The following is a 20,569-nucleotide window of genomic DNA, read 5'->3' as shown; positions in this document are numbered from 1 at the left end:
GCGCGATGGTATCGCCTGACCCGTCCTCACCCTCAGGTGAAGCGCTCGGAGCGCACGCCGGCGTGGTCGCGGCTGGTGGTCAGCATGCGCAGCAGCGCGCGGTTGGCCTGCTCCAGCGGGATGTCGTGTCGCACGCTCAGGGCGGGCAACTGGTGCATCTGGGCTGGGGTGGCCAGGGCACGGGCCATGTCCACCAGGGGAAAGTAAGGCCCATCGCGGCGCAGGGTGGCGTCGAACACTCGCCCGGGCAAGGGCAGCTTGTGCAGCAGCTCAGGCAGAGGCTGGTGCAGCAGCCGGTCCAACTGAGACAGCAGCGCCGTGGCGTACACCTCGGCGCGCAAGGCGTCGTCCGAGCCGGTGGCCAGCAGGTGCTGCGCCATGCGGGCGCGCATCACCATGGCCTGGCGCAGTGGGTGCAGGTCTTCGTCGGGGTCGCCCTCGGGCACCTGGTCGGTGAGCCAGCGGCTCAGTTCGCGAAAGCCCAGCATCATGAGCGCGTGCCGCAGCGAGCCAATCTCGCGGCGAAGGCCATAGGCGGCCGAGTTCACCAACAGCAGGATGCGGTACACCAGCACAGCGTCCTGGCGCACGATGCGCTCCAGGCGTTCGATGGAGCAGTCTTCGTGGTCCAGCGCGAGCAGCACCTCGTGAATGACGCGCAGGTCGTAAGTGACGGGGCGGCGCTTGTGCTGGGTGAGCACATCGTCTTCTGGCCAACCCACCAGGCCCCAGGCGCCGGTTTCGTCAAGTGCGCGGTGGGCCAGTTCGCGCGTGGGCACGCCGGCCAGCAGACCGCCGCGTGGCCAGGGTGCATAGAGCGCACCGGGCGCGGGCGCAGCTGCCAGGGTCTGGGCGTCTGCGTCGTTTATCTGCAGCAGGTTGCGCACCGGAAAGGACAACTCGCGCACCTGAGACCAAGCCGACAGCGGCAGGCGCCGCATCAAATGATGGCCTCGACCCGCCGCCAGCGACAAACGGGCCAGCCCTTCTTCTTGGTCAAAGGCACCACTGGGCACCTCGACCCAGGTGTGTGCCACCGCTGGGCCCATCAGAGCCTGGGCCAGCAGGCGCGGGCTGTTGAAGGCCAGCACCAGGGGTGGCGCGCTTTCGGGCCAGCTGTCGCCCAGCAACTGCAGCAGGTGGGTCGCATCGGCGGCCTCGGGTCGCACTGCGCCAATGTGCAGGCGCACAGCGGCCAGCGCCCGCTCGCGGCTCCAGATGGGCTCGTAGGCCAGGGTCAGGCTATCCAGCACAGACTGCGTCATCACCCCGTCCTATCAGATGGCGGAGAACAATGAGAGCTTCTGCACCTGGGCGTAGGCCTTGATGGCCGCGTCCAGAGCGGTTTGCTGGGTCTGGAAATCCGAGATGCCCTGGATCAGGTCCAGGTCTTCCAGGTTGGACTTCTCGATCTTCAGGGCCGCCGAGCGGTCGCCCAGCAAAGAGTCGAGCGAATCGGCCCGGTTGAGCCACTCGCCGGCGCGGCCACGGGCCAGCAACACGCGGTCATGGGCCGAGTCGAGTTCGGTGAGCGATTGGGTGAGCGCCTGGGTGCGCTGGGCATTGGCACCGGTGCCGGTCACGCGCAGGGCGTCAATGGCGTTCTGCACCACCTTGAACAAATCGGTGGAGGCCGACACCGGGTTGATGTCCACCGTGTCGCCGGCCGCCGGGCCGTCTTTGAGGGTAAGCGAAAGGCCGTCAAAGGCGATCATCTGGCCCGACTGGTAAGGCATGCCCGTCTGGCCAGCCACTGGCAGGCCGGTGGTGGTGTTGGTGATGCTGTACTGCATCTGCCCACCCACGTCAGCGAAGGCGATCTGGTACGCGTCGCCCGTGACGGCAGACAGGTTGCTCACCTCGCCCATGTCGGTTCGCACAGAGCCGGTGTTGCCGGCCCCCAGGCTCACGGTAAAGGTGCCGTTGCCTTGCGGCACGCGCATCCAGATGGCGTCGCCATCCAGGGTGGAGGGCAGCGAGGTGTTGCCCGCCGCGGCCTGCCCGCGCTGGCCCTGGAACACCACGGTGGCGCCCGAGGCGGTGTAGGTGTCCACAAAGGGCGTGCTTGACCCGCCCAGGCCGCCGAACAAGGTGCGGCCATTGGTGTCGGTGCGGTTGGCCACGGCGACGAGGCGCTCGCGCAGGCTCTCCAGTTGGCGGGCCACGTCTTCGCGCTCGCTGTCGGTGAAGGCGCCGTTGCCCGCGGTCACGAACAGCTCGCGCACCTGCTGGATGAGGTCGCTGGACTCGCCCAGGCCGCTTTCCACCTGTTCCAGGCTGGTGCGGGAGGCCTTCAGGGCGCGCAGGTCGGCCTCGTTGCGGGCCAGCTTGTTCTTGGCGGTCTCGGCCAGCGTGGCCGCCACCGGGTCATCGCTGGGCTTGAGCACCTGCTTGCCGCTGGACAGCCGCTCTTGCTGCTTGGCCAGGTCGGCCTGGCGGCGGGTGAGTTGGGCGATGGTGTTGTCAAAGGCGTTGGCGGTGGCGATGCGCATGGCGATGTCTCCGGTCTCGATCAGCGGCCCACGGTCTGCAGCAGGCTGTCGAAGGTGCTTTGGGCGATCTGCAGGAACTTGGCCGAGGCCTGGTAGGCCTGCTGAAACTGCAGCAGGCGCGCGGCTTCCTCGTCCAGGTTCACGCCGGCTTCATTGGAGCGGGCGGTCTCGGCCGTCTGGGCCACGCTGGCGGAAAAATCGGACGCGAACTTCGCGCTCTGCACGCGGGTGCCCACGTTGGAGAACAGGCCCACGTAGCCGTCGGCCAGGGCCACGCCCTCAAAGGTGGGGCGCTCACGCAAATCCAGAATGGCCTTGGCGTTGCCCGCGTTCTGGCCGATGCCGGTGGTGCTGGACGCGCCCACGGTGAAGGTGTCGCCCGCCGTGGGCGTGCCACGCAAGGTGAGACTCCAGCCGTTGGCCTCGATCGGCACGCCGGGCTTGAAGGGCGTGCCCGGCAGCGCGCCGTTGATGGTGTAGGTGCCATCGGCCTGAAAGGCGACCGTCGCCCCGGTGGCGGGCAAAGAGATGGCGTAGAGGCTCTCCACGCTCAGACCGCCGGCGTTGCCGGTGCCCGGGGTGACTTGCACCGGGCTGGCCGCGGCCAGCCGCTCGGGCGAGCCCAGCGCCACCTGCAAGTCGCGCGCGGCGGCCTCGAAAGGCTTGAGGCGGTAGCTGTCGTTGGTGGCCAGGCTACCGCTGGCCAGGGTGAAGGTCAGGCCATCCACCACCGGCGCGGGCGTGAGGCTGGAGAAGGTCTGGGTGTTGCCGTCGCTCAGGCGCACGATGGCGTAGTTGCTGCCATCGAAGCGCACGTCGTAGTCAGAGGCCACCAGCGCCGTGGGGTCGCTGACCGTGGCGGTGATGCTGGCGGTGCCCGTGTTGGAGGCGGCGGCAATGCCCCGCGCAGAAGCGGGCGGCACGAAGAAGTCTTGCCCCGGGTTGCCCTTGAGGTCAACGCCCAGCTTGTGCTGCTCGTTGAGGGTGGTGGCAATGCCAACGGCCAGACGGCCAAGCTGGTTGCGCACATCGGTGAGGTCTTCGTTGATGAAGGTCATCAGACCCGACAACTCGCCGCCGCCCAGCAAGCCGGTCTCCACCCGGGTGGATTGACCTCCCTGCACGAACGACAGGGCGATGCGCGAGGTGTCGGCCGGGTCTCGCGTGACCTCCAGCCGGTTGGCCTGCAGGCCCAGCACCAGCGGCTGGCTGCCGGCCACGAACACGTTGACCATGCCGTTGTCGGCCTCCACCGTGCTGATCTGCACCTGCTGGCTCAACTGGGCCAGGATCTTGTCGCGCGTGTCCAGCAGGTCATTGGGGGTGTGCTTGGTGCCACCGGCTTCCTGCAATTGCTTATTCACCGTGGCCAGGTCCTGGGCCAGTTTGTTGACGTCGCCCACGATGCCTTCGGCCTGCTGCTGCGAGTTCAGCGCCATCAGGTCCAGCTGCCCCGCCGTGTTGCGCAAGCGGGCGGCAAAGTCTTCGGCCTCGGAGAGCACCACCACGCGCGCGGTGAGGTTGCCCGGGGATGACGACACGTCGCCCCAGGCATTGAGCATGTCGTTGATGGCGGTGCCCAGGCCGCTGTCGCCAGTGGGAAAGAGCGACTCCAGCTGGGTCAGGCGGTCGAGCCGGGCCGAGTCGGCCGCCGCCACGGACGAGGTGGATCGGGCTTCGCGCGTGAGGTAGGCGTTGTAGCTGCGCTCCACCGTGGCGATCTCCACGCCCTTGCCGTAGAAGCCGTTGCCAAACTGCTGGTAGCCCGAGGTGGACAGTTGCACCGACTGGCGCGAATAGCCCTCGGTGTTGACGTTGGCGATGTTGTGACCAATGACCTGCAAGGCGGCCAGGTTGGTCGTCAGGGCTCGGGCGCCGATGGTCAGGGCAGATGACATGGTGAAAGCGTGGTCAGACCTGGGCCCGCTGCAGGCTCAGGGTGGTGTTGATGGCGCGGCTGAGCTTGGCGGCGTACTGAGGGTCGGTGGCGTAGCCGGCCTTTTGCAGGCCGGTGGCAAAGCCCTGCACCGAGTCCAGGCGCGCCATGACTTTCTCGTAGCGCGGGCTGTTGCCGATGAGGCGGGCGTAGTCGCGGAAGGCGTCTTCGTAGCTGTCGTAGGCGCGGAACTTGGCCTTGACCTTGCGCGCTTCGCCGTTGATGTATTCGGTGGTGGTGACCTCGGCCACCTTGCCCTTCCAGCCACCGGTGGCCTTGATGCCAAACAGGTTGAACGAGGGCGAACCGTCGGCGTGGCGAATCTCGCTCTTGCCCCAGCCGGTCTCGTGGCCGGCCTGGCCAATCATGTAGCTGGCGGGAATGCCCGACTCCACCGCCACCGCGTTGGCGGCGGCCGTGTGCTTGGCCACGAAGCCCGCCTGACGCGAGCCGCCGCTGACCTTGTCCAGGGTGGTGGGCACGGCCGAGGCATTGGCGGCGTTCGCGCCGCCCATCTGCCGCGCCAGCTGGCGCTCGATGGCCTCGGACAAGCCGCCCGGCAGGCCCGAGAGCTGCACCGCAAACTGCTGGTCCAGCAGGTCGGTGCCCATGGCCTCGCCCTCGCTGTCGGTCAGGCCCGACTTCTGCGTGGCCTCGCGCATGCTCTTGAGCAGCTCGCGCATGAAGAGGGACTCAAACTGCTTCGCCGCCTCTTTCAGGGCGGCGCGTTCGTTGCCGGTGGCCGCCTGCTGCCGCAGCGCGCTCAGGGCGCTGGGGTCAGCGGCCAGGCCGCTGGGCATGAGCGGGTTGGTGTTCATCGTCAGATCACCTCAAGCTCGGCATTGAGCGCACCCGATGCCTTGATGGCCTGGAGAATGGCCAGCAGGTCTTGCGGGGTGGCGCCCAGCGCGTTGAGCGCCTTCACCACGTCGGCCAGTTTGGGCGCGGTGTTGAGCTGAACGAGCGCGCCCTTGTCCTGGCTGATCTGGATGCTGGCCTTCTCGGCCACCACCGTCTCGCCACGCGAAAGCGCATTGGGCTGGCTGATGACCGGCGTGGAACTGATGCTCACCGACAGGTTGCCGTGCGCCACGGCGCAGGCGCCAATGGTGACGGCCTGGTTCATCACCACCGAGCCGGTGCGCGAGTTGATGACCACCTTGGCGCTGGGCACGGCGGCCTCCAGGCGCACGTCTTCCACGCGGGCCAGGAAGGCCACGCGGGCGTTCGGGTCGGCCGGGGCGCGCAGGCGCACCACACGGCCATCCACGGCGCTGGCGGTGCCCGCGCCCAGGGTGCGGTTGATGGCGTCCGTCACGCGGCTGGCGGTCTGGAAATCGTTGCTTTGCAGACCCAGGTCAATGGTGTCGCCCAGCGCAAAGGGCGTGGCCACCGTGCGCTCCACCTGCGCCCCTGCGGGAATGCGGCCTGCGCTCAGGTGGTTGATCTGCACCTTGCTGCCACCGGCGGCAGCGCCCGCGCCACCCACCAGCAGGTTGCCTTGGGCCAGCGCGTAAATCTCGCCGTCGGCCCCACGCAGCGGCGTGGCAATGAGCGTGCCGCCGCGCAGCGACTTGGCGTTGCCCATGGACGAGACGGTCACGTCAATGGCCTGGCCGGGCTGCGCGAAGGCGGGCAACTGGGCGGTGACCAGCACCGCCGCCACGTTCTTCATTTGCGGGTTCACGCCCGCGGGCAGGGTCAGGCCGAACTGCTGCAGGTAGTTGGCCATGCTCTGCGTGGTGTAGGGCATCTGGGTGGTCTGATCGCCCGTGCCGTCCAGGCCCACCACCAGGCCGTAGCCAGTGAGCTGGTTGCTGCGCACACCCTGCACCGACGCGATCTCTTTCACGCGAATGGATTGCGCGCCGGCGGTCTGGCACAGGCCGGCCGCCAGGGCGATGAGGAGAACGGACAGGGCTTTCACGATATGCATCCTGGGTTGAGCCATGAGGCCATTGTGGGCAGGCTTCAGAACGGCAGAACGCTCAAAAAGAACCGTGCCAACCAGCCAATTGACATCGCTTCACCCTGTGCACCGCGGCTGACCGACTCGATGCGCGCGTTGGCCACCTGGGTAGAGGCCACCACGTTGCCGGGGCGAATCTGGCGCGGATCGATGGTGCCGGAGAAGCGCATCACGTCCACGTTGGCGTTCACGCCGGTCTGCTTCTCGCCCACCACCAGCAGGTGGCCGTTGGGCAAGACCTCTTGCACGGTGGCGGTGATGGTGCCGGAGAAGGTGTTGTTGGCCGCGTTCTTGCCGTCGCCCGCGAACGAGTTGCTCGACTGCGCGCCCACGTCCAGCTTGCCCAGCGTGCCGCTCTTGAGCAGGGGGAAGGCCGCGATGCCGGCCGACACGTCGGCGCTGCGGTCAATGCTGGCCGAGGTGCTCTGGCTGGCGGTCACGCGCTCGGTGATCTGAATGGTGACCAGGTCGCCCGGCAAGCGCGCGCGCGGGTCTTCAAAGCCGGGGCGGTAGGCGGCGGGGCGGAACAGGCCGCCCGTGGGCACGGCCGCCGGGGCCTCGGCCTGCACGTAGCGAACAGGCTGGGCCGGCGCGACCTCGACCTTGGGCTGCATGGTTTCGCAACCGGCCAGCAAGGCCCCCAGCGACAACAGGCAACACAGAAGCGGCAGACGGGAGAACATGGCGGTCTTTCGGCTTGAGAAGGGAAACCAGGCAACGGTCAGAGCTGGCTCAGGCGCTGCAGCATCTGGTCGGAGGTCTGGATGGCCTTGGAATTCATCTCGTAGGCGCGCTGCGTCTGGATCATGCTCACCAGCTCTTGCACCACGTTCACGTTGGACGCCTCGGTGTAACCCTGCATCACCGTGCCCATGCCCTGCGTGCCCGGCGTGCCGGTGATCGGGTTGCCCGAGGCCACGCTCTCGCGGAAGAGGTTTTGGCCCAGCGGCTCCAGGCCCGGGGCGTTGATGAAGTTGGCCAGTTCCAGCACACCCACCTGCTGCAGCTGGGTGGTGCCGGGCAGCTTGGCGCTCACCACGCCGCTGCTGGAGACGGTGATGCTGGTGGTCTCGGGCGGCAGGGTGATGCCCGCGCTCAGCGGGAAACCGCTGCTGGTGACCATGCGGCCCTGCGCGTCGAGCTGGAAACTGCCGTCGCGGGTGTAGGCGGTGGTGCCGTCGGGCATTTCCACCTGGAAGAAGCCGGCGCCGTTGACGGCCAGGTCCAGCGCGTTGCCCGACTGCTGCAGGCTGCCCTGGGTGAACTGGCGCGAGGTGGCCACGGTGCGCACGCCCAGGCCCACTTGCAGGCCGGTGGGCAACTCGGCCTGCTCGGCCGCGTTGGCGCCCACCTGGCGCAGGTTCTGGTACATCAGGTCTTCAAACACCGCGTTGGAGCGCTTGAAACCGTTGGTGGAGACGTTGGCCAGGTTGTTCGAGATGACGTCGAGCTGGGTTTGCTGCGCCGTCATGCCGGTCTTGGCGATCATCAGGGAATTCATCATGGCGTGTTCTCCGGTTAACCGTTGACGTTCAACAGCTGGCTGGCCGAGCGGTCGTTCTGCTCGCCGTTTTGCAGCATGCGCATCTGCACTTCAAATTGCCGGGCTACGGCGATCATGCTGACCATGGCCTCCACGGGATTGACGTTGGAGCCCTCCAGGGCGCCGTCTTGCAGGCGGGCCACGTCGCTGGCGGGCAGCGGGTCGCCACCGGGGCCGCGAAAGAGGCCGTCGTCGCCGCGGCGCAGCGGGTTGTCGGCGTCGGGTTCCACCATCTTCAGGCGGCCCACCACCTGCCCCGGCTCGTTGCCCACGCGCGCGCTCACGGTGCCGTCAGACGCAATGTCCACCCGCGCGTTCTGCGGCACGGTGATCGGCCCGCCGTCGCCCAGCATCGCCAGGCCCGCCGCGTTGACCAGCGTGCCCTCGGTGTTCACCTCCAGCGCACCGGCGCGGGTGTAGGCCTCGGTGCCATCCAGCGCCTGCACCGCGAAGTAGGCATTGCCCTTGGCCGCCACGTCCAGGTTGCGCCCGGTCTGCGTGACGGCGCCCGGCGCGTCGGAGTGGCCGGCGGTGGCCTCGGCGGCGAACACGCGGGTGCTGGCCCCATCGCCCCGAATGGGCACGGCGCGAAAGGTGGACAGCTCGGCGCGAAAGCCGGGCGTGGACAGGTTGGCCAGGTTGTTCGACAGCACCTGCTGGCGCTGCTGCGCCGCGTTGGCGCCGGTCATCGCGGTGTAGATCAGGCGGTCCATGGGGTGGCTCCGGTGTCAGGTGTTGGCGATCAGCGATCAGCGCATGTTCAGCAAGGTGCTGAGCACTTGGTCCTGCGTCTTGATGGTTTGTGCGTTGGCCTGGTAGGCGCGCTGCGCGGTCATCATGTCCACCAGCTCGGCGGTCAGGTCAACGTTGGAGTCTTCCAGCGCGCCCGACTGCAGGGCACCAAAGTTGCCCGAGCCAGGCTCGCCACGCAGCGGATCGCCAGAGGCGTAGGTGGCCTGCCAGGAGCCGTTTCCGGTGGGCACCAGGCCCTGACTGTTGCGAAAGTTCACCAGCGCGATCTGGCCCGCCGCGCGGGTCTGGCCGTTGGAGTACTGGCCGGTGATCACGCCGTTCTCGGCGATCTTCAGGCTGGTGAGCTCGCCAGGCGGGTAGCCGTTCTGGCTAAGCTTATTGACCGCAAAGCTGGTGCCGAACTGGGTCACGTCGTCGAAGTTCATCGAGGCCGTGAAGGTCAGCGCCGGGTTGTTCGGCGAGGTCAGCGTCAGGGTGGGGATGGTGGTGGTGGTCGTGTTCAGCGTGCCGTCGTTGTTGAAGTTCAACGTGAAGGGCGTGGAGGTGGCCGGGTCGGCACCGTTCACGCCGGTGTACACCTCCCACTGGTTGTTGGCCACCTTGCGGAAGGCCAGCGACACCGGCACTTCGATGCCCTGCGGGTCGTAGGCCACCAGCGAGGTGCCGTAGGTGGACAGCGGCGGCAAGCCGGTGGTGGCGTTGTAGATGGGCGCGCGCGCATCCAGGTTGAACTCGGCAGAGATGCTGCCCGTCTGCTGCGCCGGGATCGGGCCACCCGTGGGCAGGCTCAAGGGCTGGGTCTCGAAGCTCAGGCGGTTGCCGGCAGCGTCGGTGGGGTAGCCCATGAGGCGGCTGCCGTCATTGGTGACCACATTTCCCTCGCGGTCGAGCTTGAACATGCCCGCGCGGCTGTACACGGTGGCGCCGTTGGGCATGGTCAGCTCGTAGAAGCCGTTGCCGTTGATGGCCACGTCCATCTCGTTGCCGGTGGCGGTGATGTTGCCCTGGGTGAACTGCTGGGTGACGGCGGCCACCGTCACGCCGATGCCGCTGGCGGTGCCACCCGCGGCGTTGACCGAGCTGGCGTACAGCTCGGAGAACTCGGCGCGCGAGCTTTTCATGCCCACGGTGTTGGCGTTGGCGATGTTGTGCCCGATCACGTCGAGGTTTTTGCTCGCGGTGTTCAGGCCGGAGAGTCCTTGCTGGAATGCCATGGCAATGTCCTTGAAGTCCTGGAGGGGTGGGGTGTCAGAGGAAGGTGCTGACCTTGTCGTAGGCCAGGCTGGTGCCGTTCTGCAGTTGCAGCTTCACGGCACCGTCGGCGAAGCTGGTGCCAGTGACGGTGAGGCGGCTGAAAGTGGTGGCGCTCACCGGCGTGCCACCGTTGGCCGCGCGCACCCGGAAGCTGCCCACGGTGGCGGGGTCCACCCCGGTGCCGTCCCAGTTGAAGGCGTGCTGGCCGGCGGTGAGGGCGCCGAAGTTGATGGTGTCGATCACTGTGCCGTTCTTGTCGAGCACGTCCACGTCCACCTGCGCGGCGTCGCCCGCCAGCTGGAAGGCGGCCTTGCCGGTGCTGCCGTCAAAGCCCATGGTGGTGCCGGCCACCAGCGCCTCGCGCCCGATGAGCGCAGTGCCCTGCAATTGCTGGAACACGCCAAACTGGCTGGCGATGGTCTTGAGCGTGTCGTTGACCGTCTCGATGCCGCTGACCATGTTGATCTGGGACATCTGCGTGGTCATCTGCGCGTTGTCCATCGGGTTCAGCGGGTCCTGGTTGTTGATCTGCGCCACCAGCAGCTTGAGGAAGCGGTCTTGCGACTGCGAACTGCCGGTGGACGTGGTCGTGGTGGCCGTGGTGCTGCCCGGCTTGGTGCTGAAGGTGGAGAGATCAAGTGCGGAGGTGTACATGGTGTGGTCCTCAGTTGCCCATCTGCAGCGTCTTGAGCAGCAGGCTCTTGGCCGTGTTCATGACCTCGACGTTGTTCTGGTACGAACGCGAGGCGGAGATCATGTTGACCATCTCCTCCACCGGGTTCACGTTGGAATGGGTCACGTAGCCCTCGCCGTCGGCGCTGGGGTGGTTGGGCTGAAAGACACGTCGGCCAGGCTGGTCGCTCTCGGTGACGTTCTGCACCTTCACCCCGGCGCTGCCCGGGCCACCCATGGGCACGGTCTGGAACTGCACCTGGCGGGCCTTGTAGCTTTGGCCATCGGGGCCGGCCACGGCATCGGCGTTGGCCAGGTTGCTGGCCACCACGTTCAGGCGCTGGGCCTGCGCGCTCACGGCGCTGCCGGCGACATTGAAGATGGAAAACATGGACATGGCGTTCTCCCCGATCACTGACCCGTGATCGCGCTGAGCATGGTCTTCACATGCCCGTTGATGAATCGCAGCGTGGACTCGTAGCGCACGGTGTTGTCCACGAAGTTGGCGCGCTCACGGTCCAGATCGACCGTGTTGCGGTCTTGGCTGGGCTGGGTTTGCACGGTGTAGGCCAGGTCGGTCTTGGGTGAGCCGGGCCCGCCCTGCAGGCTCAGGTGGCGCGCATCGGTCATGGCCACGCCCTCGGTGGCACGGGCACCCGTGGCCCCGGCCGCCTTCTGCAGCGCCTGCGCGAAATCGAAATCGCGCGCCACAAAGCCCGGGGTGTCGGCGTTGGCGATGTTGCTGGCCAGCACCTGCTGACGCTGCGAGCGCAGCATGAGCGCTTTGCCGTGGAAGTCCAGCCGGGCGGTCATCTGTTCGAGCATGGGCACCTCGCGTGGTGAAGAAAGCCGCCAGGCATGAGGCCACGGCGGGAGTTCAGAGGATTGTGGGAATTCTTGAGTCGGGCAAAGCCAGGAGAAACGCAGGCGAAAGCGGGCATTTCCCGGCTTAGCCCTGCCCCGGCTCGCCCTAGAGTGATGCCTCGATCTCCATCCACTCACCCACCAAGCCATGCCTCGCCATCCCATCACCCTGAGCCTTCGGCGCCTGCTGATCGGCGGTCTGCTGATGCTGGGCGCGTGGGCCAACGCCGCCCCGCCCGCCGGGCTGGAGCAACTGGCCCGCGACTGGCTGCAACCCGCCATTGACCAGGCCATGGCCCAGGATGGCGGCATGCCCCTGCGCGCCGAGGTGGTGATGGGCAACCTGGACAGCCGCCTGCGCCTGGCCCCCTGCCAAGCCATCGAGCCTTATCTGCCACCGGGCACCAAGCTCTGGGGGCGCAGCCGCATCGGCCTGCGCTGCACCGATGGCGTGGCCCGCTGGAACGTGTACGTGCCGGTCACCATCAAGGCCTTCGGCCCGGCCTGGGTGCTCAAGGCGCCCGTGGCGGCCGGGGAAACCCTCACTCAAGACCAGGCCGAGTTGACCGAAGTCGATTGGGCGTCCCACCCCTCGCCGGTGCTGGCCACGCCCGAGCGCTGGGTGGGCCAGACCACGGCCTACGCCCTGTCGCCCGGCCAGACGCTGCGCGAGAACATGGTGCGCGCCCAAACCGCCTTCGAGGCCGGCTCGCCGGTGAAAGTGGTCAGCGGCGGCAGCGGTTTTGCTGTCTCGGTGATGGGCCAGGCAATCAGCGAGGGCCGCGTGGGCGAAAGCGCCCGGGTGCGATTGCCCAGCGGCAAAGTGGTCAACGGGGTGGTTCGCCCCGACCAGACGGTGGAGTTGGCGATGTAGCACCGGCGCGCACCCCACCAGACAGCAGGCAAGAAAGTCGAAAAGTCGGGCTAAAGTTCACCGTTCAGGGGTCGATAGTCATTCCACATCGCCCCACCTTTGGGGAATGGAGCGTGACATGAAAGTCGATTCTTCACCGGATTCCTACATCGGTTCGGTCGCCAGCGGCCCGCAGCGGGCGGCCGCCGCACCCCCTGCGCCCCCCACCGGGGCAGCGCCGACCACGCCTGCGCCTGGCGCGCCCGCCAGCGGCGTGCAGGTCACGCTGTCGTCCACCACACAGGCACTGTCGGGGTCCGGCAACGGCAACGACGTGTTCAACGCCGACAAGGTCGAGGCCATGAAACAGGCCATCGCCAACGGCACCTTCCAGGTCAACGCCGAGGCCATCGCCGACAAGATGCTGGCCAACGCGGCGGAAATGCTCAACGCCAGTCGCCAGTAACCCACCCAGGAGCGCGCCATGAAGTCCATCGCATCCACCCCCACCGACGCTCAGGCGTGGATGACCCGACTCAACGGCGAACTCGACCAGCTCGAACTGCAACTGCTGCAGGGCGATGCCCTGGCGGTGCAAACCGCCTGCGCCCGCGTGCAAACCACGCTGCAGGCCAGCCCGGGCGCCGCCCAGTGGCAGGCAGCCAGTGCCGATCTGGTGCACCAGGCCCAGCAAGCCGCCCTGCGCTTTGGCCGCCTGCGCCAAGGCGTGTTGCGCGCCGTGGCCCAGAACCAGCGTGCCCTCCAAGCCCTCATGCCCGAGGCCCTGCAAGCCCCCACCTACGAACGCCAAGGCGGCATTCGCGGACCGGGCAGGGCCTACCTCTTGGCCTGATGCCGCCGGATTGGCCCGAACGGGCCAATCGCCGGAACTGAGCCGGCAGCCCCCTTCTCTTTGGCGATTTGGCTCGCCACCCCGCTGATTAAATGGACGCCGTTGCCGACATGGGCCCCTAGGGTGCGCCATGGCCGGTTCCTCGGTTTCATCAGCGGGTACGCCATGTCCATCCAACTGTTTGCCAACCAGCTCGACGATTTGCTGGATCGCCTGCCCAAGCAGACCCAGGTGCTGTCCCTGGATTGCTTTGACACCATCTGGTGGCGCCGGGTGGTCGCCCCGCGAGACGTGTTCTATGCCCTGCCCCACCACGAGGTACTGAAGCGCGCCGGGGTCACCGCCTCGCTGCGCGGCAAGGCCGAGACCGAGGCCCGCGCCAAGCAGCGCCTGCTCAAGGGCCACACCGAGGTCACCCTGCACGAGATCTACCGCCAGCTGCTCGGCCCGCAAGTCGATGCCCAGCTGGTGGAGCAGTGCGTTCAAGCCGAGATCGACTGCGAGGCAGCGCACGGCTTTGTGTTCGAGCCGGTGCTGCGCCTCATCCGCAAGGCGCGCCGGCGTGGCCTGCGCGTGATCGTGGTGAGCGACACCTACCTCACCGCCGGCCAGTTGCGCGGTCTGTTGAAGAATCGCCTGGGCGACGATGCCCAGGCGATTGCCCAGATCTACTGCTCTTGCGACCACGGCACCTCCAAGACCGGCCAGATCTGGCAACACGTGCTGGCGCGCGAAAAGCTGCGCCCCAAGGCCCTGGTGCACCTGGGCGACAACGTGCACGCCGACCACGAAGGCCCGGCGCGCCACCAGATCACCGGGTATTGGCTGCGCCACCACGACGAGGCCACCCTGAACGAGCTGGACGGGCGCGCCACCACCGCGGTGCAGTTGCTGCCCGAGATTCACCACCAGCAAGGCAACCCCAGCCTGTTCCATGGCGTGCTGGCGGCCCACAACGACCGGCAGGCCCAGGTGACCCAGCAGATCGGCTACCGCAGCCTGGGCCCCATCGTCTTCGCCTTTGGCCAGTTCGTGGCCCGCCAGGTGGCGCGCCTGCAGGCTCAGGGGCGCCCGGTGAAGCTAGGCTTCCTGCTGCGCGACGGCTACCTGCCGGCGCGGGTGTGCGAGGCCATCCTGGGCCAGGACGCCGTGGCCGAGATCAACGTCTCGCGCCTGACCGCCATTGCCGCCTCGCTGTGCTCGCGCGAGGACGTGGTGCGGGTGCTGGCGGCCGGCGTGTCGGTCTCGGCCATGCCGGCCATCCTCAAGCAACTGCTGCTGCCCGCCGAACAGGCGCAGGCCATCCTGGCCGAAGCCAGCGCAAGCGCCACGCCCGAAGACACCTTCTCGCAGCTCCTGCTGCGCAAGGAGACCCTGGCCTTGATCATCGAGCGCTCGGCCGCCCTGCGCGCGCGCCTGTGGCGCCACCTGCAGACCCACGCCGGGGTGCAGCGCGGCGACCGCCTGGTGCTGGTGGACCTGGGCTACAGCGGCACGGTGCAAAACCGGCTGGCCGCGGTGATGAGGGCCGAGTACGACGTGGAGCTGCACGGGCTCTACCTGATCGCCAGCCGCGTCAAGGCCGACCAGGCCGATCGCCAGGGCCTGATCGACACCCGCTGGGCCGATGACCGCCTGATCCACGCGCTGACTGCCTACATCGGTGTGTTCGAGATGATGTGCACCAAGGACGACGGCACCACCCTCGACTACGAGGAGGACGGCCGCCCCGTTCGCGCCGACGTGGGCGTGGGCCCGGCCCAGGCCGCGCTGGTGGCCCAGATGCAGGCCGCCGCCCTGCGCTTCGTGCGCGACGCCCTGGCCATGCCGGCCCACTGCCGCCCCAGCGACCACGACGACCACGACGACCTGGTGCTGGCGCACCAGGCCACCATTGACCTGGGCCGCCTGATCTACTTCCCCACGGCAGACGAGATTCAGTGCCTCAGCGCCCTGCGCTTTGACTTCAACCTGGGCACCGACCTGATCCTGGCCACCGCCGACCTGGAACGTGGCCTGGCCGAGTACCGCCGCGAAGGCTTTGCGCTGATGAACCGCGACTTCACCGCGCTGCGCGTGAGCTACCCCATGGAGCTGCGCCACATCGACGTGTCGCTCTCCACCCTGCTGCTGTCGCTGCAGCGCTTTGGCTACGGCGTCACCCCCTCGCAGGCCAGCTACCGCAGCGAGACCATTCACACCCTGGCGGCCAATGCCCAACAGCACGCCGCCGGCAGCTCGCGCGCCTTTGCCACGCACGACGGCTTCTACTGCCTGCACCTGCCCATGACGGCCCGCTTTGACCTGAGCGTGCTCTGGGGCCAGACGCACGAGTGGCTGCAACTGGACTCCATCGAAAAAGTGCCGATGCACGGCGAGGGCGAACGCGCCGACCTGGTGCTGGGCGAGCAGGTGCTGCTCGATGGGGTGGAGCAGATCGAAGGCAACATGGTGAAGTTCACCGAGGCCGGCATGATGATCTTCCCCGCTTGCAGCGAGGCCGACCAGCGCCGCTGCATGATTCGCGTGGTGTACCGCCCGCTGCTGGCGCGCCAGGCGGCCACCCCTTCCACTGAGCCGGTGGCAGCGCAATTGGAGGCCGAGTCCGCATGAGCATGCCAAGCCACTCCCGCATCGTCATCACTGGCGACCTGCTGCGCCCCTTTCTCGTCGACGATGGCTGGGAAGGCGCCACCTGGAAAAACATTCGCTGGCTCAGCGCCCTGCTGCGCCCGCTGCTGCCCGACAACGCTCCCGCTCCCACCACCCTCGCATGGGATGCGCTGATGCCCGCTGGTGCCGGTGTGTTTTTCGACACACCGGCTCTATATGACGCCCTGGGGGAGTCCCTCAACCTCCGGAGTTGGGCCACGCTAGCCCAGCGCCAGACCGCCCCCGATGCCTTGGTGGAGGCCCTTCGCGAACCGCTGCAAGACGCCCTGGTCATCGGCTACGAACTGCCGCCGGTGCTGCTCGATGCAATGCGGCAACTGCAACTGCCGGTGATCGACCTCATCCTGCACCCCTTACGCTTTTTGCCCGACCTGGTGTTTGCCATGCGAACTAACGTACCGGCCTTCCACGAGGTGTTGCTGCGCCATGCGCTGGCGCCGTCAGAAGTGGCCCGCCAGGTAGGGCTCATCCAGGCGAAAGCCGCCTGGATGCCACCACCCGAGCCCATGCCGTCGGGCACCGCGCTGCTGCTCGGGCAGGTGGCCAGCGACCGCGCCATGGTGCTTGCAGACGGACGCCTCGCCCGGCTGGACGATCACCTGGGTGAGTTGCACCGCCTATGCACCGAGCACCCGCTGGTGCTCTACAAGCCACACCCCTACGCCGCCTACGATCCCGCCGCACAGACGGTATTGCAGCAGCTGCCATGCATCGTGCGCACCAGCGCCAACTTCTACCACCTGCTGGCCCAGCCCGAACTCGATACCGTGGTGGCCTTGAATTCCAGCGGCCTGATCGAAGCACGGGCATTCGGGCGACGCGCACACCAACTGGTGCCGTTCTTGTACGACTTCGACTCGCCTCGGGCGCCCGCTGGCGGCCACCCGGGCAGCCCCGTGGCCCTGTCACCGGCCTGGAATGAGCCCGGTTTCTGGCGCTCGATGCTGGCGGGCGACGCATCCACGCCAACTACCCCTGCCTGGGTGCCCAACCGCCTGCGGCGCTCCATGAACGCCGACTGGGGTTATCAATTCATGGAACAGGTGTGCGCATGAGCCTTGACCCGATGACTGCCGACGCACTGGTAAACGCTGCCTTCCAAGCCTTGTCCGAGGGCGACCTGGGCGGCGCCGAAACGCCCGTGGCCCAAGGCTTGGCCCAGTTCCCGACCGACAGCCGCCTGCACCTCCTGGCTGGCGTCATGGCCAATGCACAAGCCCAGCCCACCGCGGCCCTGGCGCACTTCTGGCACGGACTGGCCGGTGACCCGTCGTCGGCCTTGATTCGTCAGGAGATCCGCCACCTGGTGGTTCAGGACCAGCCCTCCATCGAACACATCGAGAAAGACTTTTCCCTGCAAAGCGGTGAGCGGCAGACGGCCGACCAGATCCCCCTCATTCGAGCCGATCACCGGGCGCGCTATGCCTTCGCGGCCCAGTGGGTGCGACGCTTCCTCGTGCCCTCGCACCAAACCATGGGCCTGGACGTGTTCTGCGGCAATGGCTACGGCAGCCGCATGGTGGCCAATATCGCTGGCGCTCGCATGGTGGGCCTAGACGGATCGAGTGAAGCCGTGGGGCTGGCCGAGTGCGCCTACGGCACCCACCGAGTGGTGTTCGGCCATGCGGTCTTTCCCTTCACGCTTCAAGCCGGGCTGTTCGATTTCGCGATCAGTTTCGAGTCCATTGAACACGTGGACGACGCACCAGGCCTGCTTGACCAGATGGTGCGCGCCACCGATGGCCCCCTGCTGATCTCGGTGCCCCACGAGGGCGGCCTGCCCTTTGCACGTTTTGGCCATCGCTTTGAGCACCACGTTCGCCACTTCACACTGGACGAAACCGTGGCGATGCTGGCGCGCGTGGGCCGAGCGCGCATTCGCGCCATGCATGGCCAGCAGGTCTACTGCACAGAGAACGGCGAGATCACCGGCCTGCTGCCCACCGACCAGATGGGCCTGGGGCCAATGAAGGCCGACAGCCAGTTCTGCGTTCTGGTGGCCGATCGGCCCGAGTGAGCGCCGCGACGGCGCATTTCCCCGGTCACGTCCCTGCTCTCTGGTGTGATTTTTTGTGATTTAAAGGAAAACTTAAGTAAACTTTATTGGCACAAGAGCCCGCCGACATGAGCGGCTCAGCCACAGGAGGATTCATGAGCACCGACCATGTCGAGGACGTCAGCGTCCCGGGCCAGCCCCCACTCGCCGCTCCAACGGAAGGCACTCAGTGGTCTCAGCAGTGGTCACCGGCTATGTCACGCCCGGACAACCTTCCCCGCATTACCCAGCGACTCACCATGCCGCCCGGCGTAGCCGTGCGCATCCGCCACCTCGTCGAAGACGTCATCGTGCGCTGAGCAGGCCCTCGGCATGCGTCCGGCTCACGGCTACCTGCGCGACTCGGTGGAAGTGCGCACCACCACAAAAGGCGTCGAGCTTCGCTTCTCCGTCTGGAGCGTCGACGTTCCCGCTGATACCCTTCAGGCGCAACCCCGCCTGGCGGCCTTCCTTCGCCGGGAGATCGATGCCCAGGCCCTGGCAGCCGATTCGGTAGAAGCAGCCAATCTGGTCACCGTTCTCGACCAGCAAGGCTGCCTGGTGCCGGCCAACGAGAAGCCGAACTACACGCAAGAAGAGGTTCTGCGATTTGCCATCGGATTCTGCAACGAGGCCTATGGACGCTACTACGGCCACCCCTTGTGGACCGCCATGCGACACCAGCAGATTCCCTATCCGCTCATCCGGCATTGGGCGGCACGGGCCTATTTCCGCTCTCGCTTCGCGGGCGTCACGGCCGCCGTGGCCTGCCTGCAAGCCCCCGATCGCGTGGTGCGCAACACCTTTCTCAAGAGCACGCTGGAGGAATACGCCCACTGCGAGGTGTTCTACCGCCCGCCCCCGCCTCTGTTTCCCCATCCCCTGGGCTACACAGACGGCGTGGCGCCGACCGGCTCGGACCTGGCCTTCGACCAACAGATGCAGTACCTGGCACGACACCATTGGCTGGGGCACCTGCTGGTGGCGCTGTGCCAGGAGCGCACATCGGCCTTTCAAGAAGGTGCCTGCCAACTCTATGAACGGATCGAGCAGCGACTGGCGATGCCAGATGTGCTGCAAGGCTGGCGCCAACACATTGAGTTGGACAGGCACTGTGACCACGAAGCTGACCTTTGCGCGCTGCTGCAGCGCCCGGTGCAGACCGATCATGCCCAATTGCGCAGCGCTCTGGACGAGGCCAGCTTCACGATCGACCTGCTCATCGATGGCCTGACCGACACCCTCACGCAAGGCATGTCGGGACGCAACCCGCGCGCCCGGGTCACTGGCGCACACCTGCTGGCACAGCATGTCACCGGCCTCACGGCCTTGTCATCGGTGGTCGGACACGTGATCCGTGCCGAGAGACCGTGTGGGCTGATCGCCGAGCTGATCGAACTGATCACAGGCCACCCCACCGGGGCCTCCTGGCTGGCCGACACCACGCCATTGCTGGAGTCGCTAATCGAGCACTCGCTGGTGCGCCTCAGCCTGGAGACCCTCACCCAGGCCAGTGGGCACGCAGAAATCCTGTGCTCGGGGTCAATGGTGGACGCGGCATCCCAGGACGGGCTGACCCTGCACGAGGACGCCAGCTTGGCCGAGCGGCCCCAACGCGTGCTGCACAGCCACTTGAAACACCAGGCACGCCAGCCAGGCGAATTCGCGTTTCACGCCTTGCTGTGCCTGAGCCTGGCGGAAACAGGACGGGCGTCACACCACCTGGGTGCGGCTTCCGCCAAGCGGCCAAGCCTTCGCTCTGCCTTGACACTGACGGTAGAGACACTGGGTGACCGCATGCCCCTCACGCACTGGGTCAATGGCGCGCTCGACACCCTGGCGGTGCTGGAGTACGCGCAGCAAATGCAGGTGCTGGACTACCCCGCCACCCAGTTCTCGTTGGGGCATCGCGCCGGTGTGGTGGCCTGACAGCCCATTGGCCTTCGGCGCGAGCGTTCAATGCTCGCGCAGCTTGGCCCGCAGGCGCGCAATCGACTGGCTGTGCAGCTGGCAGATTCGCGACTCGGTCACGCCCAGCACGGCCGCGATCTCCTTGAGGTTCATGTCGTGCTCGTAGTACATGCTCATGATCTGCTGTTCGCGGTCGGGCAGGCCCTTGATGGCCGCCACCAGCGCCATGCGCATGCGCTGGTCTTGCAGCACGGCAGAGGGGTCGGCCTCGTGGTCGCCCATGTGGCGATCAAGAAAGCTGTCTTCGTCTTCGCCACCGCTGATGTCTTCCAGGTACACGAGCTGGGTGCCTCGCACCTTGGCCAGCAGGTGCTGGTAGTCGGCCAGGGCCATGCCGAGTTCCTTGGCGATCTCGCTCTCCATCGGGGCGCGGTGCAGCTTCTGCTGCAGGCGGTGCACGGCCTGCTCGATGTCTTTCTGGCTCTTGCGCGAGCCGCGCGACATCCAGTCGCCGTCGCGCAACTCGTCGATCATGGCGCCGCGAATGCGCTGGCTGGCGAAGGTTTCGAACTGCACGCCCTGCGAGGGCTCGTAACGTGAGATGGCCTCGGTCAGGCCGATCATGCCCACCTGGATCAGGTCGTCCAGCTCCACGCTGGGGGGCAGCTTGGCGATCATGTGGTGGGCCAGCCGGCGCACCAGCGGGCTGTACTTGCGCAACTGCTCGTCCCGGTTGAGCGTGCCTTTGGCGGTGTACATCT

The 20,569-nt window shown here is 67.2% G+C and carries 21 protein-coding genes; 8 read left to right on the top strand and 13 right to left on the bottom strand.

Annotated features, from left to right (window positions below; genetic code table 11):
• Window positions 1-32: 32 nt before the first annotated feature.
• From ACE3RQ_RS03465 to flgB, 12 genes are read right to left on the bottom strand one after another with little or no spacing between them, the layout of a single operon-like run.
• The gene (locus tag ACE3RQ_RS03465) at window positions 33-1,265 is read right to left on the bottom strand and encodes an HDOD domain-containing protein (protein ID WP_374519955.1); all 1,233 of its coding nucleotides are present in this window, start codon (window positions 1,263-1,265) and stop codon (window positions 33-35) included.
• Between the two features lie 12 nt (window positions 1,266-1,277).
• Window positions 1,278-2,492, bottom strand: coding sequence for a flagellar hook-associated protein FlgL (flgL, locus tag ACE3RQ_RS03460; RefSeq protein ID WP_374519953.1), 1,215 nt, complete (start codon window positions 2,490-2,492; stop codon window positions 1,278-1,280).
• Window positions 2,493-2,512: 20 nt separating this feature from the next.
• The gene (gene flgK, locus ACE3RQ_RS03455) at window positions 2,513-4,390 is read right to left on the bottom strand and encodes a flagellar hook-associated protein FlgK (RefSeq protein WP_374519951.1); all 1,878 of its coding nucleotides are present in this window, start codon (window positions 4,388-4,390) and stop codon (window positions 2,513-2,515) included.
• Between the two features lie 13 nt (window positions 4,391-4,403).
• Window positions 4,404-5,246: a flagellar assembly peptidoglycan hydrolase FlgJ gene (gene flgJ, locus ACE3RQ_RS03450; protein ID WP_374519949.1), complete on the bottom strand. Its 843-nt coding sequence runs from the start codon at window positions 5,244-5,246 to the stop codon at window positions 4,404-4,406.
• Window positions 5,247-5,248: 2 nt separating this feature from the next.
• Window positions 5,249-6,364, bottom strand: a complete 1,116-nt coding sequence (locus ACE3RQ_RS03445) for a flagellar basal body P-ring protein FlgI (RefSeq protein WP_374520516.1) — start codon at window positions 6,362-6,364, stop codon at window positions 5,249-5,251.
• 35 nt (window positions 6,365-6,399) lie between these two features.
• Window positions 6,400-7,080 (bottom strand): flagellar basal body L-ring protein FlgH, encoded by a 681-nt coding sequence (locus ACE3RQ_RS03440; protein WP_374519947.1) that lies wholly within the window; start codon window positions 7,078-7,080, stop codon window positions 6,400-6,402.
• A 38-nt stretch (window positions 7,081-7,118) separates the two neighbouring features.
• The gene (gene flgG, locus ACE3RQ_RS03435) at window positions 7,119-7,901 is read right to left on the bottom strand and encodes a flagellar basal-body rod protein FlgG (RefSeq protein ID WP_374519943.1); all 783 of its coding nucleotides are present in this window, start codon (window positions 7,899-7,901) and stop codon (window positions 7,119-7,121) included.
• A 14-nt stretch (window positions 7,902-7,915) separates the two neighbouring features.
• On the bottom strand, window positions 7,916-8,653 hold the full coding sequence (gene flgF, locus ACE3RQ_RS03430) for a flagellar basal-body rod protein FlgF (RefSeq protein WP_374519941.1): 738 nt from the start codon (window positions 8,651-8,653) through the stop codon (window positions 7,916-7,918).
• Window positions 8,654-8,689: 36 nt separating this feature from the next.
• On the bottom strand, window positions 8,690-9,907 hold the full coding sequence (flgE, locus tag ACE3RQ_RS03425) for a flagellar hook protein FlgE (RefSeq protein WP_374519939.1): 1,218 nt from the start codon (window positions 9,905-9,907) through the stop codon (window positions 8,690-8,692).
• Between the two features lie 34 nt (window positions 9,908-9,941).
• Window positions 9,942-10,601: a flagellar hook assembly protein FlgD gene (locus ACE3RQ_RS03420; RefSeq protein WP_374519937.1), complete on the bottom strand. Its 660-nt coding sequence runs from the start codon at window positions 10,599-10,601 to the stop codon at window positions 9,942-9,944.
• Between the two features lie 10 nt (window positions 10,602-10,611).
• Window positions 10,612-11,016 (bottom strand): flagellar basal body rod protein FlgC, encoded by a 405-nt coding sequence (gene flgC / locus ACE3RQ_RS03415; RefSeq protein WP_374519935.1) that lies wholly within the window; start codon window positions 11,014-11,016, stop codon window positions 10,612-10,614.
• A 14-nt stretch (window positions 11,017-11,030) separates the two neighbouring features.
• Entirely contained in the window at window positions 11,031-11,444 is a 414-nt protein-coding gene (gene flgB / locus ACE3RQ_RS03410) for a flagellar basal body rod protein FlgB (protein ID WP_374519933.1), read from the bottom strand.
• A gap of 187 nt (window positions 11,445-11,631) precedes the next feature.
• Between flgB and flgA the strand changes: the two genes are divergently transcribed.
• The 8 genes from flgA (at window position 11,632) to ACE3RQ_RS03370 (ending at window position 19,826) form a co-directional block, all read left to right on the top strand.
• Window positions 11,632-12,357, top strand: a complete 726-nt coding sequence (gene flgA, locus ACE3RQ_RS03405) for a flagellar basal body P-ring formation chaperone FlgA (RefSeq protein ID WP_374519931.1) — start codon at window positions 11,632-11,634, stop codon at window positions 12,355-12,357.
• A gap of 118 nt (window positions 12,358-12,475) precedes the next feature.
• Window positions 12,476-12,802: a flagellar biosynthesis anti-sigma factor FlgM gene (gene flgM / locus ACE3RQ_RS03400; RefSeq protein WP_374519929.1), complete on the top strand. Its 327-nt coding sequence runs from the start codon at window positions 12,476-12,478 to the stop codon at window positions 12,800-12,802.
• 18 nt (window positions 12,803-12,820) lie between these two features.
• On the top strand, window positions 12,821-13,189 hold the full coding sequence (locus ACE3RQ_RS03395) for a hypothetical protein (protein WP_374519927.1): 369 nt from the start codon (window positions 12,821-12,823) through the stop codon (window positions 13,187-13,189).
• A 165-nt stretch (window positions 13,190-13,354) separates the two neighbouring features.
• Window positions 13,355-15,802: an HAD family hydrolase gene (locus tag ACE3RQ_RS03390; RefSeq protein ID WP_374519925.1), complete on the top strand. Its 2,448-nt coding sequence runs from the start codon at window positions 13,355-13,357 to the stop codon at window positions 15,800-15,802.
• Window positions 15,799-16,917, top strand: a complete 1,119-nt coding sequence (locus ACE3RQ_RS03385) for a hypothetical protein (RefSeq protein ID WP_374519923.1) — start codon at window positions 15,799-15,801, stop codon at window positions 16,915-16,917. The genes ACE3RQ_RS03390 and ACE3RQ_RS03385 overlap by 4 nt, the downstream gene beginning before the upstream one ends.
• Window positions 16,914-17,879 carry a methyltransferase domain-containing protein gene (locus ACE3RQ_RS03380; protein WP_374519922.1) on the top strand — a complete coding sequence of 322 codons (966 nt, stop codon included), beginning with the start codon at window positions 16,914-16,916 and terminating at the stop codon, window positions 17,877-17,879. Before ACE3RQ_RS03385 ends, ACE3RQ_RS03380 begins: the two co-directional genes overlap by 4 nt.
• A 134-nt stretch (window positions 17,880-18,013) precedes the next feature.
• The gene (locus ACE3RQ_RS03375) at window positions 18,014-18,217 is read left to right on the top strand and encodes a hypothetical protein (RefSeq protein WP_374519920.1); all 204 of its coding nucleotides are present in this window, start codon (window positions 18,014-18,016) and stop codon (window positions 18,215-18,217) included.
• Between the two features lie 13 nt (window positions 18,218-18,230).
• Entirely contained in the window at window positions 18,231-19,826 is a 1,596-nt protein-coding gene (locus ACE3RQ_RS03370) for a hypothetical protein (RefSeq protein WP_374519918.1), read from the top strand.
• A 27-nt stretch (window positions 19,827-19,853) separates the two neighbouring features.
• Here ACE3RQ_RS03370 and ACE3RQ_RS03365 read toward each other — a convergent pair whose 3' ends face one another.
• Window positions 19,854-20,567, bottom strand: a complete 714-nt coding sequence (locus ACE3RQ_RS03365; protein WP_374519916.1) for an RNA polymerase sigma factor FliA — start codon at window positions 20,565-20,567, stop codon at window positions 19,854-19,856.
• Window positions 20,568-20,569: the final 2 nt, after the last annotated feature.

The sequence above is a fragment of the Hydrogenophaga sp. genome (genome assembly GCF_041913525.1).
Taxonomy (GTDB): Bacteria; Pseudomonadota; Gammaproteobacteria; order Burkholderiales; family Burkholderiaceae_C; genus Hydrogenophaga.
The sequence above is the reverse complement of the archived record's forward strand: the minus strand, read 5'-3'. Positions and strand labels throughout refer to the sequence as shown.

Bases quoted from the DNA above. Each gene is read 5' to 3' on its own strand.
- flgE (WP_374519939.1), bottom strand. From the start codon at position 9,907: ATGGCATTCCAGCAAGGACTCTCCGGCCTGAACACCGCGAGCAAAAAC.
- ACE3RQ_RS03445 (WP_374520516.1), bottom strand. From the start codon at position 6,364: ATGCATATCGTGAAAGCCCTGTCCGTTCTCCTCATCGCCCTGGCGGCC.
- ACE3RQ_RS03385 (WP_374519923.1), top strand. From the start codon at position 15,799: ATGAGCATGCCAAGCCACTCCCGCATCGTCATCACTGGCGACCTGCTG.
- ACE3RQ_RS03365 (WP_374519916.1), bottom strand. From the start codon at position 20,567: ATGTACACCGCCAAAGGCACGCTCAACCGGGACGAGCAGTTGCGCAAG.
- flgL (WP_374519953.1), bottom strand. From the start codon at position 2,492: ATGCGCATCGCCACCGCCAACGCCTTTGACAACACCATCGCCCAACTC.
- flgM (WP_374519929.1), top strand. From the start codon at position 12,476: ATGAAAGTCGATTCTTCACCGGATTCCTACATCGGTTCGGTCGCCAGC.
- flgG (WP_374519943.1), bottom strand. From the start codon at position 7,901: ATGATGAATTCCCTGATGATCGCCAAGACCGGCATGACGGCGCAGCAA.
- ACE3RQ_RS03390 (WP_374519925.1), top strand. From the start codon at position 13,355: ATGTCCATCCAACTGTTTGCCAACCAGCTCGACGATTTGCTGGATCGC.
- ACE3RQ_RS03380 (WP_374519922.1), top strand. From the start codon at position 16,914: ATGAGCCTTGACCCGATGACTGCCGACGCACTGGTAAACGCTGCCTTC.
- ACE3RQ_RS03440 (WP_374519947.1), bottom strand. From the start codon at position 7,080: ATGTTCTCCCGTCTGCCGCTTCTGTGTTGCCTGTTGTCGCTGGGGGCC.
- ACE3RQ_RS03395 (WP_374519927.1), top strand. From the start codon at position 12,821: ATGAAGTCCATCGCATCCACCCCCACCGACGCTCAGGCGTGGATGACC.
- flgJ (WP_374519949.1), bottom strand. From the start codon at position 5,246: ATGAACACCAACCCGCTCATGCCCAGCGGCCTGGCCGCTGACCCCAGC.
- flgC (WP_374519935.1), bottom strand. From the start codon at position 11,016: ATGTCCATGTTTTCCATCTTCAATGTCGCCGGCAGCGCCGTGAGCGCG.
- flgF (WP_374519941.1), bottom strand. From the start codon at position 8,653: ATGGACCGCCTGATCTACACCGCGATGACCGGCGCCAACGCGGCGCAG.
- ACE3RQ_RS03370 (WP_374519918.1), top strand. From the start codon at position 18,231: ATGCGTCCGGCTCACGGCTACCTGCGCGACTCGGTGGAAGTGCGCACC.
- ACE3RQ_RS03375 (WP_374519920.1), top strand. From the start codon at position 18,014: ATGAGCACCGACCATGTCGAGGACGTCAGCGTCCCGGGCCAGCCCCCA.
- flgB (WP_374519933.1), bottom strand. From the start codon at position 11,444: ATGCTCGAACAGATGACCGCCCGGCTGGACTTCCACGGCAAAGCGCTC.
- flgA (WP_374519931.1), top strand. From the start codon at position 11,632: ATGCCTCGCCATCCCATCACCCTGAGCCTTCGGCGCCTGCTGATCGGC.
- ACE3RQ_RS03465 (WP_374519955.1), bottom strand. From the start codon at position 1,265: ATGACGCAGTCTGTGCTGGATAGCCTGACCCTGGCCTACGAGCCCATC.
- ACE3RQ_RS03420 (WP_374519937.1), bottom strand. From the start codon at position 10,601: ATGTACACCTCCGCACTTGATCTCTCCACCTTCAGCACCAAGCCGGGC.
- flgK (WP_374519951.1), bottom strand. From the start codon at position 4,390: ATGTCATCTGCCCTGACCATCGGCGCCCGAGCCCTGACGACCAACCTG.